Annotated in this window: 10 protein-coding genes and 6 pseudogenes; 3 read left to right on the top strand and 13 right to left on the bottom strand. The window is 58.3% G+C overall.

Translation table 11 applies throughout. From position 1 onward, the window contains the following. Positions 1 to 257: 257 nt before the first annotated feature. Entirely contained in the window at positions 258 to 1,187 is a 930-nt protein-coding gene (locus tag AC0L2V_RS18290) for an isopenicillin N synthase family dioxygenase (RefSeq protein ID WP_473520805.1), read from the bottom strand. A gap of 552 nt (positions 1,188 to 1,739) precedes the next feature. Between AC0L2V_RS18290 and AC0L2V_RS18285 the strand changes: the two are divergent. Beyond that, a pseudogene (locus tag AC0L2V_RS18285) lies at positions 1,740 to 2,062 on the top strand (transposase); the annotation flags it as partial. Between the two features lie 407 nt (positions 2,063 to 2,469). After that, a pseudogene (locus AC0L2V_RS18280) lies at positions 2,470 to 2,667 on the top strand (helix-turn-helix transcriptional regulator); the annotation flags it as partial. Positions 2,668 to 2,940: 273 nt separating this feature from the next. Here AC0L2V_RS18280 and AC0L2V_RS18275 read toward each other — a convergent pair. The 10 genes and pseudogenes from AC0L2V_RS18275 to AC0L2V_RS18230 form a co-directional block, all read right to left on the bottom strand. Next, a complete protein-coding gene (locus AC0L2V_RS18275) occupies positions 2,941 to 3,780 on the bottom strand; it encodes a 2OG-Fe(II)-dependent halogenase WelO5 family protein (protein ID WP_473520804.1) in 840 nt (279 codons plus the stop codon). After that, positions 3,773 to 5,029 (bottom strand): diaminobutyrate--2-oxoglutarate transaminase, encoded by a 1,257-nt coding sequence (gene ectB, locus AC0L2V_RS18270; protein WP_473520803.1) that lies wholly within the window; start codon positions 5,027 to 5,029, stop codon positions 3,773 to 3,775. Before ectB ends, AC0L2V_RS18275 begins: the two co-directional genes overlap by 8 nt. 927 nt (positions 5,030 to 5,956) lie before the next feature. Next, positions 5,957 to 6,826, bottom strand: coding sequence for a radical SAM protein (locus tag AC0L2V_RS18265; protein ID WP_473520802.1), 870 nt, complete (start codon positions 6,824 to 6,826; stop codon positions 5,957 to 5,959). A 66-nt stretch (positions 6,827 to 6,892) separates the two neighbouring features. Beyond that, positions 6,893 to 7,012 (bottom strand): annotated as a pseudogene (locus tag AC0L2V_RS18260) (IS21-like element helper ATPase IstB); the annotation flags it as partial. Further along, positions 6,997 to 7,463, bottom strand: a pseudogene (locus AC0L2V_RS18255) (IS21 family transposase); the annotation flags it as partial. The pseudogenes AC0L2V_RS18260 and AC0L2V_RS18255, both read right to left, overlap by 16 nt. A gap of 213 nt (positions 7,464 to 7,676) precedes the next feature. Then, entirely contained in the window at positions 7,677 to 8,066 is a 390-nt protein-coding gene (locus tag AC0L2V_RS18250) for an exopolysaccharide production repressor protein (RefSeq protein WP_473520801.1), read from the bottom strand. Continuing rightward, the gene (gene fdxB / locus AC0L2V_RS18245) at positions 8,038 to 8,355 is read right to left on the bottom strand and encodes a ferredoxin III, nif-specific (RefSeq protein WP_473520800.1); all 318 of its coding nucleotides are present in this window, start codon (positions 8,353 to 8,355) and stop codon (positions 8,038 to 8,040) included. The genes AC0L2V_RS18250 and fdxB overlap by 29 nt, the downstream gene beginning before the upstream one ends. Further along, a complete protein-coding gene (locus AC0L2V_RS18240) occupies positions 8,352 to 8,555 on the bottom strand; it encodes a CCE_0567 family metalloprotein (RefSeq protein ID WP_473520799.1) in 204 nt (67 codons plus the stop codon). Before AC0L2V_RS18240 ends, fdxB begins: the two co-directional genes overlap by 4 nt. Positions 8,556 to 9,904: 1,349 nt before the next feature. Beyond that, complete coding sequence (locus AC0L2V_RS18235; protein ID WP_473520798.1) at positions 9,905 to 11,488, bottom strand: integrase catalytic domain-containing protein; 1,584 nt, start codon at positions 11,486 to 11,488, stop codon at positions 9,905 to 9,907. 258 nt (positions 11,489 to 11,746) lie between these two features. Continuing rightward, a pseudogene (locus AC0L2V_RS18230) lies at positions 11,747 to 11,911 on the bottom strand (ATP-binding protein); the annotation flags it as partial. A 499-nt stretch (positions 11,912 to 12,410) separates the two neighbouring features. Between AC0L2V_RS18230 and AC0L2V_RS18225 the strand changes: the two are divergent. Then, a complete protein-coding gene (locus AC0L2V_RS18225; RefSeq protein WP_473520797.1) occupies positions 12,411 to 14,516 on the top strand; it encodes a recombinase family protein in 2,106 nt (701 codons plus the stop codon). On the opposite strand, the pseudogene AC0L2V_RS18220 reads toward AC0L2V_RS18225, so the two are convergent. Beyond that, positions 14,514 to 14,798 (bottom strand): annotated as a pseudogene (locus AC0L2V_RS18220) (ATP-binding protein); the annotation flags it as partial. The gene AC0L2V_RS18225 and the pseudogene AC0L2V_RS18220 sit on opposite strands and share 3 nt — an antisense overlap. A 745-nt stretch (positions 14,799 to 15,543) precedes the next feature. Continuing rightward, positions 15,544 to 17,385, bottom strand: a complete 1,842-nt coding sequence (locus tag AC0L2V_RS18215; protein WP_473520796.1) for a class I tRNA ligase family protein — start codon at positions 17,383 to 17,385, stop codon at positions 15,544 to 15,546. Positions 17,386 to 17,444: the final 59 nt, after the last annotated feature.

The following is a 17,444-nucleotide window of genomic DNA, read 5'->3' as shown; positions in this document are numbered from 1 at the left end:
TTCCAGGTTCTTGGATCAAAGTCGCTCTCGGCTTTGAACCAGACCATCTCGTCACGGGACTGAGCGATGCAAGCAAGGTGCAAAAGACGGCTTCCGCCCGGAAGCTTATTCGAGTCCCTGAAGGCCGATGGCCGAGGAGGCGCACTACAGCCGCGCTATACGCGCGACGCGGAACGGACAAAATTTGCGTGAGTTCTCCCAGTGTCTCACCCCGAGGTAGTCGCCATGAGTTTACGCAGCCTGAGAGCACCGGACACTTACTGCAATTCTCGCGCCCGTCCGGCGCCATTCCCGGTTTCGACTGACTCGTAATTGCGCAGCATCATTTCCGCGACACTGAAGGCGTGGCGCCCTTCCCGCGAAGTCAGGCGCGCGTCGACGTCCGGATAGATAAAGAAGGGAAGCGAAATTCGGTCGGTCAGACCGTTGTGCACGACCTGATGCGGCGTACTCTTGAACCGGTCGTCGCTCAAGGCCTGAAGCATATCGCCCAAATTGACTACGAGACTGTCGGGCAGGCTCGGCACTGGCATCCAGCGCCCGCGCAACCACACCTGCAACGACCGGGTGGGGAGTTCCTCCTGTAGCAGCAGCGTGAAGAAGCCACCATCGGTGTGCTTGGCGCACGTGCCGCCGCGAGCTGGATACCGAATTACGCGTTGCTCGAGAGTCGGCGGGCTGAAATACCGTTGGAACCAGCCCTGTTCCAAACCGATCAAGTCGGCAAGCGCGGTTCCGAGCTGCGGGACGACTTCGCGGAGCACGGTAGCCTGCAAGGCAAGCAGGCTTCGCGCGAAACCAGGAGCCAAAGCCTCATCTGGAAACAGCGTGCTCCCGCCAAACGGACGGCGGTCGCCTTCGTTGTCGATTCCGAGATCGAACACTTCCTTGGGATCGCGGCCGGCGTCGGGATGTAGGATTTCCCCGTGCAATGGACTGTATCCACGGGCGATAGTGGGATAGATCCCTTGAGCTGCGTGACCGAAGCGTTCCTTGACCGACTGTGGCAAAGCGAAGAACCGCCGGGAGGCCTCGATGGCTTGAGCGATCTGCTCCTTCGGAATGCCATGCTCGACAAGGTAGAAGAACCCGTACTCCTGGCAGGCCATTTGTAGGCGCCGTTGCTCTTCACGTTGCGTTGCATCGGCCCTCAGTTTCGCAAGTGAAATTAGTGGTAGCGCGTCCATAATCGTTCATCCCTTGGTGGTTGGCCTTGTGAGGCGCCTGGAAACTTAGCAGTCACATCCTTGCCCGTGATGCATCTCCCATCGGCGATGGCTGGACATAAGTATTTTTTCTAGCATGTTTTCGGCGACGACAACATCGTGAATACAATAAGAATGCGCATCACATTATAACTTGAGAATTACTATTGCTTAACATCTTTGTCTAGAAAGTTTCATATTGACGTATATGAACCGGCGTCTGATATGAGTTTCGGCAAACGAACAACGACGCTCGACAACACGCCGCAATTAAACCGGAACTCGTTCGACTTTCGCGCCGACTGCGCAAGTTGAACTTCCTAGACCTCTTGCCGGAAGATGAATCCAGCGACGCTCCGTTGAAGCTTCTGATTACCTCTTTGGGCCAGGGTTCCGAAACGCGCGATGCCGGAGCGGATCTGCGCGGGAGTCACACGCGTCCGGGTAGGCGATCCCAGTCGCAGGAGCGGTGTCCCGGGATACTTGCCTGCACGGCGCCAAGGCGGCAAGGATTGCCACCTAGTGATGGCATTGCGTCGGATTGCGGTCGATACCGACGGGCGGCTTTTGATGGTCAACCTGACGCCGGCCGATATCTCAAACAGCGCCGGCGCAGGTCCATTCTCGCCGGCGTCCGCAAGCGCTGGCCCTGGGTCAAGCACTTCGCCGACCGCGATCAGCTCAAGCTCATGGCAAGGGCCGCCTATCTCGACTTCTGCCGCGCCGCTGGGAGATCGAACGCACCTTCGGCTGGATGCCCGGTGGCAACGCCTCGTGCGCGACTACGAGCAGCGCTCGACGTCTCCCAGGCCATGACCCTCGTCGCAACGGGCGGAACTGCTGCAAAGAACCGCTCAACGTCAGTTTCAAGACCGACTCTCAGACTTATTTATCCACACGATATATTTTTAACACGCCGATGAGACTCCGTGGGGTGTCGACTTTTCTCGATTTTACTTCTTTTCGCCGAAAAAATCGATGTGGCGTGCAAACTCTTTCAAGCTCGTAAAAGACACGCGACGAAAGTATCATGTTTGTACTCCACATTGCGCTCGCATAACGATGACGAAATACAAGTTTAAGGTAAAATAATCTCAACAATTGCAATCAGATGCTAGAGCGGTGTGGATTCAGAGCTGCCCAGCAAGCCGCGCAGAGCCGTAGCCTTACACCCCGGCAGTTTCGTGCCCAGTGACAACATTCTGCAAACCACTGCGGAGGAGAGACTGTGGAATATCGGCGGATCAGCGGTTTCGAGGAGCCACCCACCCTTTCTCCAAGAGAAAAGGAATGCATCCTGTGGACGGCGGAAGGGAAATCCTCCTGGGAAATTGGACAAATTTTAGGTATATCCGTAAACACTGTTAACTTCCACATAAAGAACGTAATGAGAAAGCTGGATACTTGTAGCAGAACTACAGCAGCAATAAAGGCGCTAAAACTTGGAATTATTGAGTTGTAAAATGTCGGGATTTAAATCCGTTCGGCAAGTATCATTCAGAGGTGACGATTTATGTTTTGCGGAGAAAGCCTCTTAACAACTGGCAACTTCAACATTGTGGCAGGCGTTTCCTGAACCTGCATCTGTCTGGCGGGCAGGTACACTGAATTGGGCCCAGTTCAGAAAAGTCAAAGGCCAGCAGCGGTGTACCGCGCACCGCGCATGTAGACGCGCAATATATCTGTGGAGAAGGAGACGTTTGCCTCTCACGTCTCGCGTTGCTTCTATCCAACGTCAGGTCCACCAGACAACAAGATCTGGTCGCGCAAACCCGAAAAAGCTGTTCAGCACCAGGCGACGCTTTCCGTTACCTGATTGACCGGTGACCCCGTGAACGAAACCGCCATCGATCAGGGCGATATCCCCCGCCTTGAGCTGAAATTCGCGACAAGGAACGCCCTCGAGATAGCCTGCCGAATAGGGATAGCCAGTGGTCTCCACACCCTGTGATATTCGGTCCGCAACTGTCGGCTTATGGCTCCAGAGCCTCAGATTGCCGCCTTCCTCGGGCATGCTTGGATAGAAGTTGAGTGCTGCGACAGTGTTGTGCGCCACCGAAGAAAGCTCATAACCGCTCCCAGCACATAAGACTTGAGCGACATCGTCGTGGGGGTCCAATGAAAATGTGCCGCTGCCAGACCAGCTGATAGCGCGACAAACATTGGCCTGACCGTGTTCTGAACGGGCCAGTCGCAATTCAATGCCCTGGTTGTGAAGCTCGCGCTTCAATGCGCTGAATATTGCTCGGACCGGGTCAACCAAATTCTCAAACAGGGCTTCGACGTGCGGTCGCGCATTTTCGGCCTCTGCGAAATAGGTGGCTGCATCCTTCCTGTAGTGGGATGCGCCGACATATTGTCCCGGCACTCCATCTTTTCGCAGCTTGAGACCGGTGCTGCCACTGAAGTTTGCGCTGATCTCCTCGGCTACCTCGGTGCTGAAAGATTGCTTCATGTGCAAAGCGGTGGTCTCGCCTTTCATGACTGAGATAATGTCTGCAGTGCTGATCGAGCCGGTCCGTTCTCTGATCGAAACAGGAGAGATGGCCGGGGCTTGAGATATCTGACTAGACATTGTCTTGCTCCTGTAATGCGCGATCAAGGATGGCGATGCCACGATCAAGTTCGGCATCGGTGATGGTTATCGGTGGGAGGATTTTGATAACGTCGCGATCTGGCCCTGAGGATTCGATAAGCAGACCGTTTTCGAACGCGATATCGTGCACACGGCTCACAGCGGCCGATGAACGGCACTTGAGGCCGGCCATCAGACCGCGGCCGCGCTTCTGTTCAATGCACTTGGGAAATTTGGCAATGAGGCGATCAAGGTGCGTTTGCAACTTGGCCGCTGTCCGCTCGACGCCAGCAGTAAACCGCCTGTCCGACCACATTTTGGACATGGCCCCTGCCGTCACGAAGGCGAAATTGTTGCCTCTGAATGTCCCGCTATGTTCTCCGGGTTTCCATATGTCTAGGTCGGGGCGAATAAGAACAATGGAGAACGGACTACCTGAACCGCTCAGTGACTTGGAAAGGCACACGATATCGGGTTCGATTTTCGCGAACTCGAAGGAGAAGAAATCGCCTGTTCGGCCCGCACCCGCCTGGATATCGTCGACGATAAAAACAACACCATGCTTACGGCAAATGCGCTGAATTTCTGTGAGCCAAGCCGCGGATGCGGCGTTCATGCCGCCTTCTGCCTGGATGGTCTCCAGAATGATTGCGGCTGGCTTTTCTATGCCGCTTCCCGGGTCCCCCAAAAGACAGTCGATGTAGCTCGCCGAATCGAAGGTTTGGCTCGGATAGCCGTCATAAGGGATACGGATCACATCGTGGCGCGCAACGCCTCCCAGTTCTCTGGTAGACGCCGACCCCGACACCGCCAGGGAGCCGAGTGACATACCGTGGAACGCATTCGTGAATGCCATGACGATCGAGCGGCCGGTATACTTTCGCGCGAGGGCCAGCGCCGCTTCGTTGGCGTTTGTGCCGGTCGGCCCAGGAAACTGTATCTTGTAAGAAAGGCCCCTGGGTTTCAGAATGCAATCGACAAACGCTTCGATGAATTCACGCTTTGCCGCCGTATACATGTCAAGCGACAGAAGAATGTTCTCGCTAGCGAGATATTCAATTGCTGGCGCCATAATAGTCGGGTTGTTGTGTCCGTAGTTGAGCGCACCGGATCCTACAAGGAAATCGATAAACGGGTTGCCGGACTCGTCCCAGATTGTCGCCCCAAGCGCCTTCTTGAAGACAGTTGGAAAAGAGCGCCCATAGCGACGAACATTAGACTCGTGAGCTGTGAAAACGTCGGTATTCATCTAGGGTCCCTCTCCACGCAGCGTCAACGACAGCGTTAAACGAGTTTGGTTCTTTGGCGGCTTTTCTTCAGTCTCACATAGAAGGCCAGAACGGTTCGGACGGAGCTTTGCAATTCGGTGACTTTCGAAAAAATCTGCTGGCCCTTAGCGACGTGCTCCACTAGAGACGTCGCCTACAATGGGGGCCGCCTGGCACGGCACCTAATCTTCTGCCCAGACGCACTTCGAAGCCTCCATGCACTCACTTTGCTCCGCATTCGGATACCTCTCCGTCAGCTCGTTGACATCCGCTTGATTTAGACTTTTTCGGGCAAGCGCCGATACTACGGCATCTGGTAGTTGACGTTCTGCTCGTCGCCACGAAGCGCCTATTTGTCAGCAAGATCCTGAGACAGATCACTGATGCGGACAGGCGATCCACCAAACAGCACGGCAAGTGGGGTGTTGCTGTTCCCTTCAATAGCAACAAGATTGCAATTTCCATGCCTTAGGATGCACAGACCACGCGCACACATCAGACCCGCCCCAGCTGCGACAACCCCAAAATCCACCGGGAAAGGCGCGATCAACGGCTCTCCACATTCGAAACACCATAGCTTTTGTGGAGAGCTTCGCTCCATCGGCGATAGTCCAACGTGAGGCGTCCTTCGCGTGCGAGCAGCACTCGCATCTCGTCGCTCGCGTAGATTGCGGTCCTTGCACCGGGAACAGGTCGCGGATGCATGAAGGCCTCTACGACATAGGAACGGATGGATCAGGCTCGACGGAAAACGCACCATGGACTCCTTGGGAAGCCGAAGACCTATGAGCTCGTCCGGAAGCGGCCGAGTCGCACCTCGCTCAACGTGAAAAGGCATTGATTTCGCCGGATGGCGAAGGCATTCCCAGTCTAATCTGGCCAGTTAACTGCATTATCGGCCACGCCCTTCAGGCTGTCCGCCGGGATCCAGTCAGCAAGCGGTCATTTGGGTCAGCAAATTCGCACATTCTACAGAGCAGAAAGCCATCCGCTCCGTTCATGCGATTAACGATTTGGCAAAAAACGGGGCTGTCAAAGAGATCGGTGTACTCGTCGGATAAAAGGTTACCCAATACGTGACGCCGTTCAAAATCCATCGAGCAGAGGGTAACGTCACAGTTTGGAAGAAGGACATTCCGATGCTGTCGATCGTCGACGCATGTCAGTGCTCCGACGATTGGCTGCCGTGGTTCAACCATCTTCGGGTCGACGCTTCCACCCCTGCTACACATCGGTCGCGTGCGAATTAGTGCTTCGGTAGGGATGATGTCGACGATGCCAGGATGCGCCTTCCCCAGAACGACAAATTGAATCGAGGGGATATTCGCGTCAATGAGTTGACGCACCAAAGCGCGATACTTGTCGCCGACAAGGCGGCTGTTCATGCAGGCGCCATCATCGAAAACATGTACCACGAATACTCCAAGGCGCAGCGCTTGCAAGCGTTCCAGATCTCGCGGCTCCATTCCAATAAGCGTCGTGAAAACCCGGATGCCGTGGCCTCTGGTGGAAGCGTGTTCGACCATTTCGGTGCAGTCCGGATTGAGCCAAGGCTCGGAGTAGCCGGCGAAACTAATGTCGACGGAAGTTGGTACCGCCTCCAAGCACCGCTTGAAATCCTCAAGGATAAGATGCTTGGTATGAGATACTTGTCTTTGCAAGGCCGCGAACTTGTCTTGCGGACAATATGAACATCCCACGATGCATCCTGTGGTCGTCGTTATCTCCAACACGCTGCCCCTGGCTGGGTTAGCAGAGCGCAGTTCCGGTAAAATCATCTTTTATGACTCCCACTCCTCTGGTCCTGCATAATGTCCAAAGCAGTCTACTTTTGGATTCTTGTTGGCGAGCTCGCGGACGAGGGCCACGTTGATCAGCGTGTCGGTGAAGTCGACGTCCCCGATCTCCTTGGCGAGTGGCAGCTTGGCGACGGTCAGCTGGTATTTGATGGAGCGCGCCTGCCGCGTTCCTCCTCGAACACCTCCCAGATCGTGCGGTCCGGCTGATCGACATGGCGGTGGCCTTAGCCCAGGCGACGCACTTGTCGAGCAGCAAGTCGTTCAGCTCCTCGTAGCTCCTGAAGCGCTGCCGTAGTGTGAAGAAGCGCTTGCGCACCAGCCCGACGTGGTTCTCGACCTGCCCTTCTCCCAGCTGGAGGCCGGGGTGCGGCGACCGACTGCACCAGGTAATGGCTGCACATCTGCAGGAAGCGGCGATTGTATTGCCGGTCCTTGCCCAAAAGACCATCTCCACCCGTCTTCATGTTGTCGTAGATGCCGCGCGTGCAGGCCCCGCCGAAGAAAGCGAAGGCCCGGTCGTGGGCTCGAACACCATCTCCTGCGTCTCGCGTAGATAGGCCCGCACGAACATCATACGGCTGTGGCAGAGCCGGACATGTGCCACTTTCACACGTGTGATGTTTTCCGGCGCTTCGTTCGCCTTCGAAACGAAGCAACCCGCGTGCCGTGCGCTGCGATCGACTACCATTGCCCGGAGAACAGAAACTGCATTCCCCTGGAGTTAGAACGATGAGAATGCCGTCGCCTTCGATCATACCAGGGAACCATGACCTCAATAATCAAACTTGAACAAAGTGAAGAATCTGAGCTCTGATCTTGTTACGGCGCATCAAGGGAGGAGCAGCAATATTCCGAGCTTTTGATTGCGCTGGGGCACGTCTTGAGCTTCATTCCTATGCTCATCATCGTCCCGCGACTGGTACCGAACTTCCTGGGACCTATCGAAAACAGCCCCTTGCCCGGGTTTGCCAGCGCAGCTGGATCGCCAAATCAGAAAGAGCACACTTGCGAAATAGCCCAGCTGAAGAAGTAGCGAACAGCCCAGCGTCGTGACGACTGCTAGACGGAACGAATAATGCGAGGCGAAGTAAACCGTCACAGCGTTGCCGCACAGGACCAGCCCGAGGAGCCGGCAAAATGGGATGAAGCGCAATGCCGTTCTCCTGATTTGTCTCGTCAAATCATGCAACTCATGCTGCGATCTGGTCGGCCGCGACATGGGTCTGGCAGTTCTTCGGGCAAACGCGGCCGCAAGCTCCGCAGCCAATGCAGCGGCCGGCATGGTCGACAACCATGATCATGCGATTGAGCTCACCATCGAAGTCGTCGTCACCGCCGTCGCAGGCGTCGAGGATTTCGCCCGCGTCATCGACGCCATGAAGATGCATGACCTCGCGCGAGCAGACTTTGAAACAGCGGCCGCAGCCGATACAGATTTTGCCATCTATAGCGATCAAATATTCCGGCACCCATATGGAGCCGTCGCGGCTGATGAATGTGCTCCTCATCGCAAAGTCTTCATTTTGGCGAGCTCTCTCCTGGCACCATCCAACTCGGCATAAACGACACGCGTTTTCTCCGCGAGTTCCTCTTTCTCGATCCATTTGACCGGGAGACCCTCGGCAAGGTCGCGCAAGTTAGTCTTGGCAATTGCCGCGCGCAGTTGAAGCTTTCGGACTTTCTTCGCCATCTCATCCAGGTTTGACATGATCCTTCCTCGAAAATCAGTTTGTTCACGCCCGCGGCACGTCGGGATAGCTCCAGTCGCATCGCCGACCTGTTTCGCGCCGGTATCCGCGAGTTTCCGGAGAGTCTCGAAGCCGAACCGGTAGACGCCTTGACAGACCGGCGAATTGCCGGACCGTGAAAAGCACGCGCCCGGAGCACCGGTCGGTTTCATTTCTGTTGTTGACTATGTCATCACGCTTGAGCGCTCCTCGATCGCAAGCTCCACTACGGTCTAAAACATGTCGAGCCTGCACAGGGCGGCCGCATCCGGATTGCCAACGATTGGATATTCCGGCGCAATTCCTTGGTGATGATGAAATCGGCCAGCAGCCCGGTGTCCGATTTCCCTTGGCATGAGCCGTGGAAGTCCTGAGCACGGATGGGCCTTGCCGTCCTTGTTGAGGGCAGGGCCAAGGGCTGCGTGAGACATTTCGTTTCCTCAATTTCAGGTCTCGTGCTCAACGGAGGATTTCCGCTTCCGGTTACGCCGACTTCGGTCCCGCTTATGCAGCCGACGTCCGGCCTGGCTAGACCGATTCCACGTAAATGCTGCCCCTGTGGCCGACCTTGAACACGTCTTCAACCACGGGCCAAATTTGCGTCGAATATCGCGGCCGCGGCGATTCGGTTGGAGGCCATTAAGGTCCGAGCCTTGACCTGCAGCAAACGATCGACCCTCTGCTCCATGAACATAGTTACTGCGGGCGCGACGTAGAATATGGGCGAATTGACCAGGGTTCCATTGCACTTGTCACCCCTACACGTTGCCGGACTGAAAGTTCGTAAGGGGTTCGCCATGCAGCCAGTCGTCCACTTTGATCGGAGGAGCCGGGGACTCGCTACGGAACATGTCGTTCTCCATTCCCACACCTTTCCTGACGTTTATGCGCGAACTGGTTCTTCTCTCAGAAACGGAACACACCGGTTAGCAGACCATCAATGTCTTTCGTGTTCTCATGCGTTCCGCCCTCACTCAGTATTGCGGAGCTCAACCAGCAAACGTCGTGCCAGCGATTTGCCCGTAGCAAATGCATGTTCTGGCTCGAAAACCTCCCAAGTCCAAGACGGCCGGTTGTTTTGAACCCGACATGTTTTCTGCCGCTGTCGGCTTTTGGACACGCATCATGCGTCAGACGCTTGAGGGCGAGAACCGCTTGACTGTCTGCCTGCGGTAATGTTGGCGTCGGCTCATCGGCGCCGGCGATGCGCGGGCGATCTCCACAACTGGCTCCCGTATGCAGCATCTGGCTGCTGGCGCATGCCTGATCTTTCTCGGGCCGACGAGGCGCAGGTATCAAGCGACATCCGGAACTCACCCCTCCTATTGCCTCAGCGAGGAATGTTACCGAGCGCGATGGGGCCGACATGGCCCCTATCTCCCTCAGTCGCGGCGGAGGGAGATAGCGGCCAGTTCTTCATCCAGCTGCCATCGAGGATGATCAGCCCAGCCATTTCCATGCGCCAGGCCTTCACAAGCCGTTGCACCATTCTCAGGTTCCTTTCCTTGAAGCGCGACGGGTCGATCTTTGTCAGGCGTAGCAACACACTTGCTGCCGACAGCGCCGGCTCTTCCTCGAGCCATGCCTTGATCTGCGCCTCGAACGGCTCGTACATGCTGGGCCTCTTCGGATAGGGTTTGGTCCGCCGATACGGCCGCCGATGCGTTGGTCGGGTCTCGCCACTCTTCCAGGCCGTCTTCAGATTCGCGGTGAAGCGCTGGAGATCGATAACGGCCGGTTCCTCAATCTTCGTATTCAGGCCACGACGATCGACCCGCCGTCCAAGCTCCGCCTGCGCGGCGCGGAGACCAGAAAACAGCAGCACGGGATCGGCGGTTTCCATCATCGCCTGTAGCTGCTGCTTGTAGGCCTCGGCCACACCCGGATGTGTAAGGACACGGGCTGCAGGCGGAACTGGCGGATGATAGCGCTTGATCACACGAGCGCCGATCCGCGTCTTCTCCTGAAGCTTGAATGACGGCTGGAACAGATTGCCGTAAAGCCGCACCACAGCATAAAGTTGGCCAAGAGCGGCTGTTGCCTCCGCGCCGACAAACCGACCATACCCCACCAGGCGACGCACGATGGCGCCATTCTTCTGCTCCACATGCGCCTGGTCATTCTTTCGATAGGCACGAGCGCGCGTCACTTCCAGTTCCTCACTTCGGCACCAGGAGACGACGAACTCGTTCATGAAGGCGCTGTCGTTGTCGAAATCTACGCCCAGCAGGGGGAAGGGAAAGAACGAGCGGGCCTGCTTGATCGCCACGATCACATTGCCGCTGTCGCGCGTGCGGACCGGAACGCATTCGGTCCACCCCGTGGCAATATCGGTCAACACCATCGTCTGCACAAAGCTGCCGGACGAAGATGTGCCGGAATGCGCCACGAAATCGACCTCGACGTAACCGGGCGGCGGATCATTCCAGTCCCCGAAGGTACGCACCGGCACCGATCGGCGAACCGCCGAACTCATTCCTGCTCGCCGGCGCTGGCCGCCGCGAGCGACAACACGTACCTCCGCCAAAAGCCGATCCATCGTCGCCGGGCTCATCGTCAGCAGCTTGCCGCGGAGCGCGGCATCGAGTTCTAGCCGGCCATGCCGTTCAAGCGCTGGCAACAAGACAGGTATCAACGGCCGCAGCCGTTTGGAACACAGGCGCTCCGATGCTTCCCACAACACCACGAGCGCTTCGCGAACATCGCCGCCATAGCGAAGGCTGTGCCTCTTGTTGCCGGGTGTCTTCGACGCGCGATGACGGAGCACTCGGATCGCATGCTTGCGATGATAACCGGTCACCGCGACGAACTCATCGAGGATGAGGCGCTTATCGGCTCGGCTCCCAGATCGATACCGCCCGACAATTGCTTCCACCAATTCCGACCGTGTCGCCATGCTGATCCGCCTTGCCATCCATCCTCCGAATCGGGATGACAACACCTGACCATCCCATTCGGAACAGCGACACTATTGGTAACATTTTGCTTGAGGCAATGCGCCCCTCGGCGACACTTAAAACTGCCCCCCTTGGTTGATGGACTGTGGCTCGGTCCCGGAGTCCACAGGAGGGACCCGCGCGTAGCGGAGCGCCTCCACGCGGCTGGCGGAGCGGAGCGCGGGAGGTACCTGTGGGCTCCGGGGTGCCGGCACGCCGGGGCGCAAATCTGTCGGCTATCGTGCGTCATGAGCCTTCTCCAGGTTGAGGTTGGCTGAGTTGAAGATACCGGCACGGCGCTTCTCGCGCAGGCGGTAGCTGTCGCCGCGGATCATGATGACATGGCTGTGATGGAGCAACCGGTCGAGGATGGCTGTGGCCACGACCGGATCACCAAACATGCCATGCTGCCACCATTCTCGACCGGGTGGTGTCTCATTTAACAGTCATCGATCCGCGTCACGGGCTCGCGGGTCAGCGTCTGGAACTCGTATCGTCCCATTCTGCGCGCGGTCCGGCTTTCGTCATCGTCCGACTACCTGACGGGCGCCGCCGTTCAATTCGGCGCTCGGTGACCGACCTTGCGGAGGCGACGCCGGAAGAACAAGGCGCGTCGAAATCGTTGGCTCGCATCAACGGCCGAACGTTGCTCACATTGCTGCACCATTTGAACAGCACGTTGACCTCCCGTATCGAGGAGGTGATTCGCGATGAACATTCAGTCGAATCCGTGCCGCGTTGCGTCCCAGACAGTCACCAGAGTTCCAGTCCTAGCCGCAGCGAAACTACCGCGCCTGTGGTTCGACCTGCCGGCGAAGACGCAGAAGCAGATCACGCAGAGCGTCGCGCGACTTCTTTTGCGGATGCGACCGACGGGCGTGCCGATAGCGGCGGATCGGGATGTTGAGAGCGCCGAATAGACCGGTCGAATGTGTGACGGCCGCGCATCGCGGTAAGCTTGCCTACATTTATGTCCGCAAGTCCTCCGTGAACCAAGTACGGCATCATCAGGAAAGCACGGAACTGCAATACCGCCTCGTCGACCGTGCCGTCGCCCTCGGCTGGCCGCACGAACGCGTGCACGTCATCGACGAAGATCTTGGCAAATCCGGAGCCGGGACCGTTGAGCGGGTGGGGTTCAAGAAGCTGATCGCGGAGATCGGATTGGGCAATGCCGGCCTCGTCATCAGCCTCGACGCTTCCCGGCTTGCCCGCAACAATCGCGATTGGCATCAGCTCCTCGATTTGTGCGCTCTCTTCGGCGTCATCATTGCCGATGGCGAACGTCTCTACGATCCCTGCGCTTACCATGACCGCCTGCTGCTCGGCTTGTCCGGCATCATGAGCGAGGCGGAGCTGCACCAGATCAGGCAGCGGCTCCATCAGGGCGAACGTCAGAAAGCGGGACGCGGCGAGCTGCGTCTTCCTGTTCCTGCCGGATTGGCGCATGATCGCTCGGGCGAGATCATTCTCAATCCCGATGAGGAGGTGCAGGCGCGGCTCAGCTTGGTCTTCGCCAAATTCCGCGAGCTACACAGCGCACGGGCCGTGATGCGCTACCTGCGAAAGAACGATCTGCCACTGCCTGTGCGCCCGCTCCTCGGTCCCGCGCCGCATGATGTGGTGTGGCGCGAGGCCGACAGTGCGCGGGTCCTCAGCATTCTCCAAAATCCTGCCTACGCCGGGGCATATGTCTATGGTCGGTACCGGACGGAAGGCGGGCGGCTTCGCCATGATGTCTATCGCCCGAAGACGGTCAAGGTCCCCATCGCCGACTGGGAGGTTTGCCTTCAGGCTGCCCATCCTGGTTATATCGACTGGGAGGAGTTCATGGAGAACCAGAGGCGACTGGCAAACAACATCAATCGCTACGCAGCCGGCCATTCGGGCGTACCGCGCAAGGGAGCGGCCCTGCTGCAGGGCATCGCCGTTTGTGGGCGGTGCGGTCGCCGGATGAGCCTACGCTATAGCGGTCCCGCCGGTGACTACCCCGTCTACACGTGTCGCGCCGACCGCGATCAGGCGGGCGGGCCGCTCTGCCAGGAAGTGCGTGCGCTGCCCGTCGATACGCACGTCGAAAGCATCCTGCTCGAGGCCTTGCGACCGGACCAGATCGCTATCGCCATTGCCGCATTGGGCCAGATCGAAGAGGAGACGCGTCAGCTTGAGCGGCAGTGGGCGCTACGACGCGAGCGGGCGCGCTATGAGGCGGAAAGAGCACGACGCCAATATGACGCGGTCGAGCCGGAAAATCGCCTGGTGGCTCGGTCGTTGGAGCGCGGGTGGGAGGACAAGTTGCGCCTGGCCGAGGCGATCGAACAGGATTATGAACGATGGCGGTCCAACGAGCCCCTGGTGTTGAGCCAGTCCGACCGCCAAGCACTTCAGAAGCTGGGAGAAGACCTGCCTGGCATCTGGCACGCCCCTTCCACTACATCGGCCGAGCGAAAGGGTATCCTGCGCCTCATCATTGGCGAGGTCGTCCTCGACCAAAAGCGCTTCCAGGGCCAGGTCTGGTTCAAGATCCTGTGGCAGACGGGAGCGACCAGCGAGCATGTTCTCCAGAGGCGGGTCCACACCTATGGCGACTACATCGATTTGGAGCGGCTGCGGAGCAGAGTGATCGAACTCAACGCCGCCGGCAAAATGGACAAGGAGATCGCAGCGGCGCTGAACGCGGAAGGCTTCGTCGCAGCACGCGGCTGCGCGTTCAAGGGCGAGAATGTCTGGCTTCTGCGAACACGTTGGGGCATCCCCACCGTCAAGATCAACGGGACGAGCGCCAATCCCGACCGATGGCCAGATGGAACCTACTCGGTTCAAGGGACGGCGGCCGCCCTGGGCGTCACACCACAAACTGTGTTTGACTATCTCGCATGCGGCTTGCTCGACGGGCGCCAGCTTACGAAGGGCCAGCCCTGGCAAATCGAACTCTCGGATGACCAAATCAACACCCTGCGAGCCCGGCTCGCACGCACCAGGCGATCAAGGAGGAAGGTCTCATGACAAGATCGGTTCGCCGAACACCTCGCCCCATTCGCCGACGGACCGGTTCGAGGTGATGAGCAGACTGCCGCGCTCGTAATGCCTGGAGACGAGCTGGAAGAACAGGTGCGCCGCGTTGGGGTCGAACGGCAAATACCCGAGTTCGTCGACGATCAGCAGCTTGGGCTTTGCATAGAACGCCAGGCGCTCTTCGAAGCGGCCCTCCTGATGCTCCTTGACGAGGGCGGCAACCAAGGCCGGGGCGGCGACGAACAGCACCGAGTATCCTTCGCGGATGGCATCCGGCCATTCCAAAGGCCCGCGCTTGCCCCAGTCGTCGAACAGAGCGGGCGTGATCTGTCGCCGAAGTCCAAGCTGTCTAGAAGCGCGGCCATCGCCCCATGTGATGATTGCTTGCATCGTATACTCAATTTCACCACCAAATTGCATGTCGGCGGCATTGCGTTCAATCCGAACGGCGTTGAGCGCGACAACACGCAATGCGTGCACTATAGTACGGTTTGTTCTGCGCTGGCTCCCCCTCTCCAGCCAGGAATCGAGTAACACGATCGGATCAGTTCGAGCGCGACCATACTAATCTGCGCCGCAGGATGGCTCGTCCTGAAGAGCTCGATTGGGTCGAATAGGTATTCGGCCAGCAAATAGGGGCCGGTCATTCCTATAGACGAGAGGCGTTGTCCCGCCATCGGGCACTATCCAGGGCGCGCTAGGCTGACCCAGCGCCCCGAACCGCATCACCTGCTTGACCGGCTGGCAATAGGTCGGAAATTCCGCGATTCCAAAAAAGCTGATCAGCGCAGTGGAGCCCGCCTGGCATTTGCCGCACGAATAGCAAGCGCTGGAAGGCTGTCAACCGAGCGATCCTCCAAGGCGCGGGGCCAGCGTCTCGACGATATATTGATTAAGGCCGGCCAGTGTTTGTGTTTGTGGTCTGGTAGTGGCCTTCGGCAGCCAGTGGTAGCGAGTAAAGCTTCGGCATCATCGGCTTTGATTGCCGCCCAAATCTGGTCGAAATTACGATAGGGTATTATGCCTCCCCCTCATTGAGAACAGGAATGTCTGCTCTGGCATAGAACGCCAGCATGGGTCCGAGATCAAAGGTCGTTGCGGGCGCAAGCCTCTGGACCGACCGCGGCCATGTTTCGGTTGACACGCCGCCGACGCCTCGCGCGAGTGTGCTGGCGAATCGGGGCATCAGCGGCCCGAGTGTCTGTGCCAGTATTGCGGCGGCCGTCGCCTGAAGGGCGAGCGAAGTACGGGTGCGGGCGGGATAGAGACGTCGCGCCGCTTCATAGTCTTGCGCCTGTCGGTAAACTACACAATCGCTCACGAAATCACAGGCCTGCGCGGCCGCGCGCCGGACCGAGAAGCCATCGTCCGAATAGGCACGTTCCATCGCCGCGCGATGGATCTCTATTCGGGCAAAGAAGACGCGGTCGGCCGGAGCCCAGTCGCCTGCGTCGGGCACACGGCCGCCAAAGTCCTGCTTAATTTCCCGGTGCAGCGCATCAATCCAATTCAGCCAGATCCCTTGGAACACCTCATTCTCGGTGCGGCGTAGCGCGTCCAGAGTGAAGTTCGTCCGCTCACCTTCCGGGCGTGTCAGGCCCAAATGAAGACGGACGACATCGACTGTCTTTGGGCCCAGAACCTCTTTGCCCCAGACCGCATGGCCGCGGCTAGTCGAGAACTTCTGGCCGTCGAGCAGGTAGAACTCGTTCACATGATACCGGATGCGGGGCATCCAGTGGGACAAGACCTCGGCATAAACAGCGGGGTAGAGTAGCGCGTGGTAGAAGGAATTGTCGAAACCGAAGAAATGGACAATCTGCCAATCATTGCTGGGCATCGCCGCATTCCAGTCGCGCCCAAGCAAGCGAGCTAGCGCCTGGATGTTGTAAAGAAATCCGAAAGCCATCTCCGGCCAAACCCAGATCACCTGCCCCGGGAGCCCTTCGGCCGGCAGGCCCCAGTCCGAGGGGTGGGTAATGGGCACGGAAAAGTCGCCGCGTTCGCGCAGACGCGCGAAGAGGTCCATGATCCGAGCGGGGGCGCCCGACGCCCTTAAATGCCGGTCGATATTGTCGTAGCATCGTTCCAGCGCAAGTTCGGCACGGAGCACGGAGCCGACCACCGGCGCCTTGGCCGATTGACGTGACCGGGCTGCACGCAAATCGTGGCATAGGTTCGGCGCGCCGCATTCCTCACAGATGTTGCCGCTAGTGGAGCCGCCGCAATCGGGGCAGAGGCCGCTCACATCCGGTTCGGAAAGGTAATCGCCTGTCACTCCATCGAAGAGCGCAGGGCTCTGGCGCAGATCTACCACCGTGCTGCTCAGAAGACTACGGAAACACGCGGCTTGAAACTCTCCATAAGCGTCATCCTCCAACGTGCGTAAGAAGCTGTGGACCTCACAGTCGAGAAGTGCAAGCGTGGCTCTGATCTCATCCGCGTAGTGGAGCGCCACCTTTGCGGGCGTCGATTGATCGGCATCGGCACGCGTGGCGACGTAGCTCTGGTAATCGTCGCTCCCAGTCAGGTGGTAAGCTTCGACCCCTTTCATGCGCAGGAAACGCGTGTAGACATCGGCGCCAAAATAAGGGCCAGAAAGATGCCCTAGATGCAGATCGCCATTGGGCGTCGGCGGCGTGGAGAAGACGAAGATCGGTCCGCGCGGAGTCGCGACCTGTGCAGCAGCTTCGAGGGCGGCCTTGCCGTCGCGCCAGTAGACATCGACGAAATTTAGGTCTTCGTCCCCATCGTTGCGCAGCACATGTGCTTCAAAAGGGTGAAACAGAACGACATCGCCGGCTTTGACGGAGATTTCCCCAAGGTCGGCCCTGACCTTGCCAGCGCCAGACAGGACCACTCGGATGTGACGCCCGGTCCAACCTTTCCGAATGAAAACCCAGTGCCCGCGCTTCCCGT

The sequence above is a fragment of the Mesorhizobium sp. WSM4814 genome (assembly GCF_055811595.1).
The sequence above is the reverse complement of the archived record's forward strand: the minus strand, read 5'-3'. Positions and strand labels throughout refer to the sequence as shown.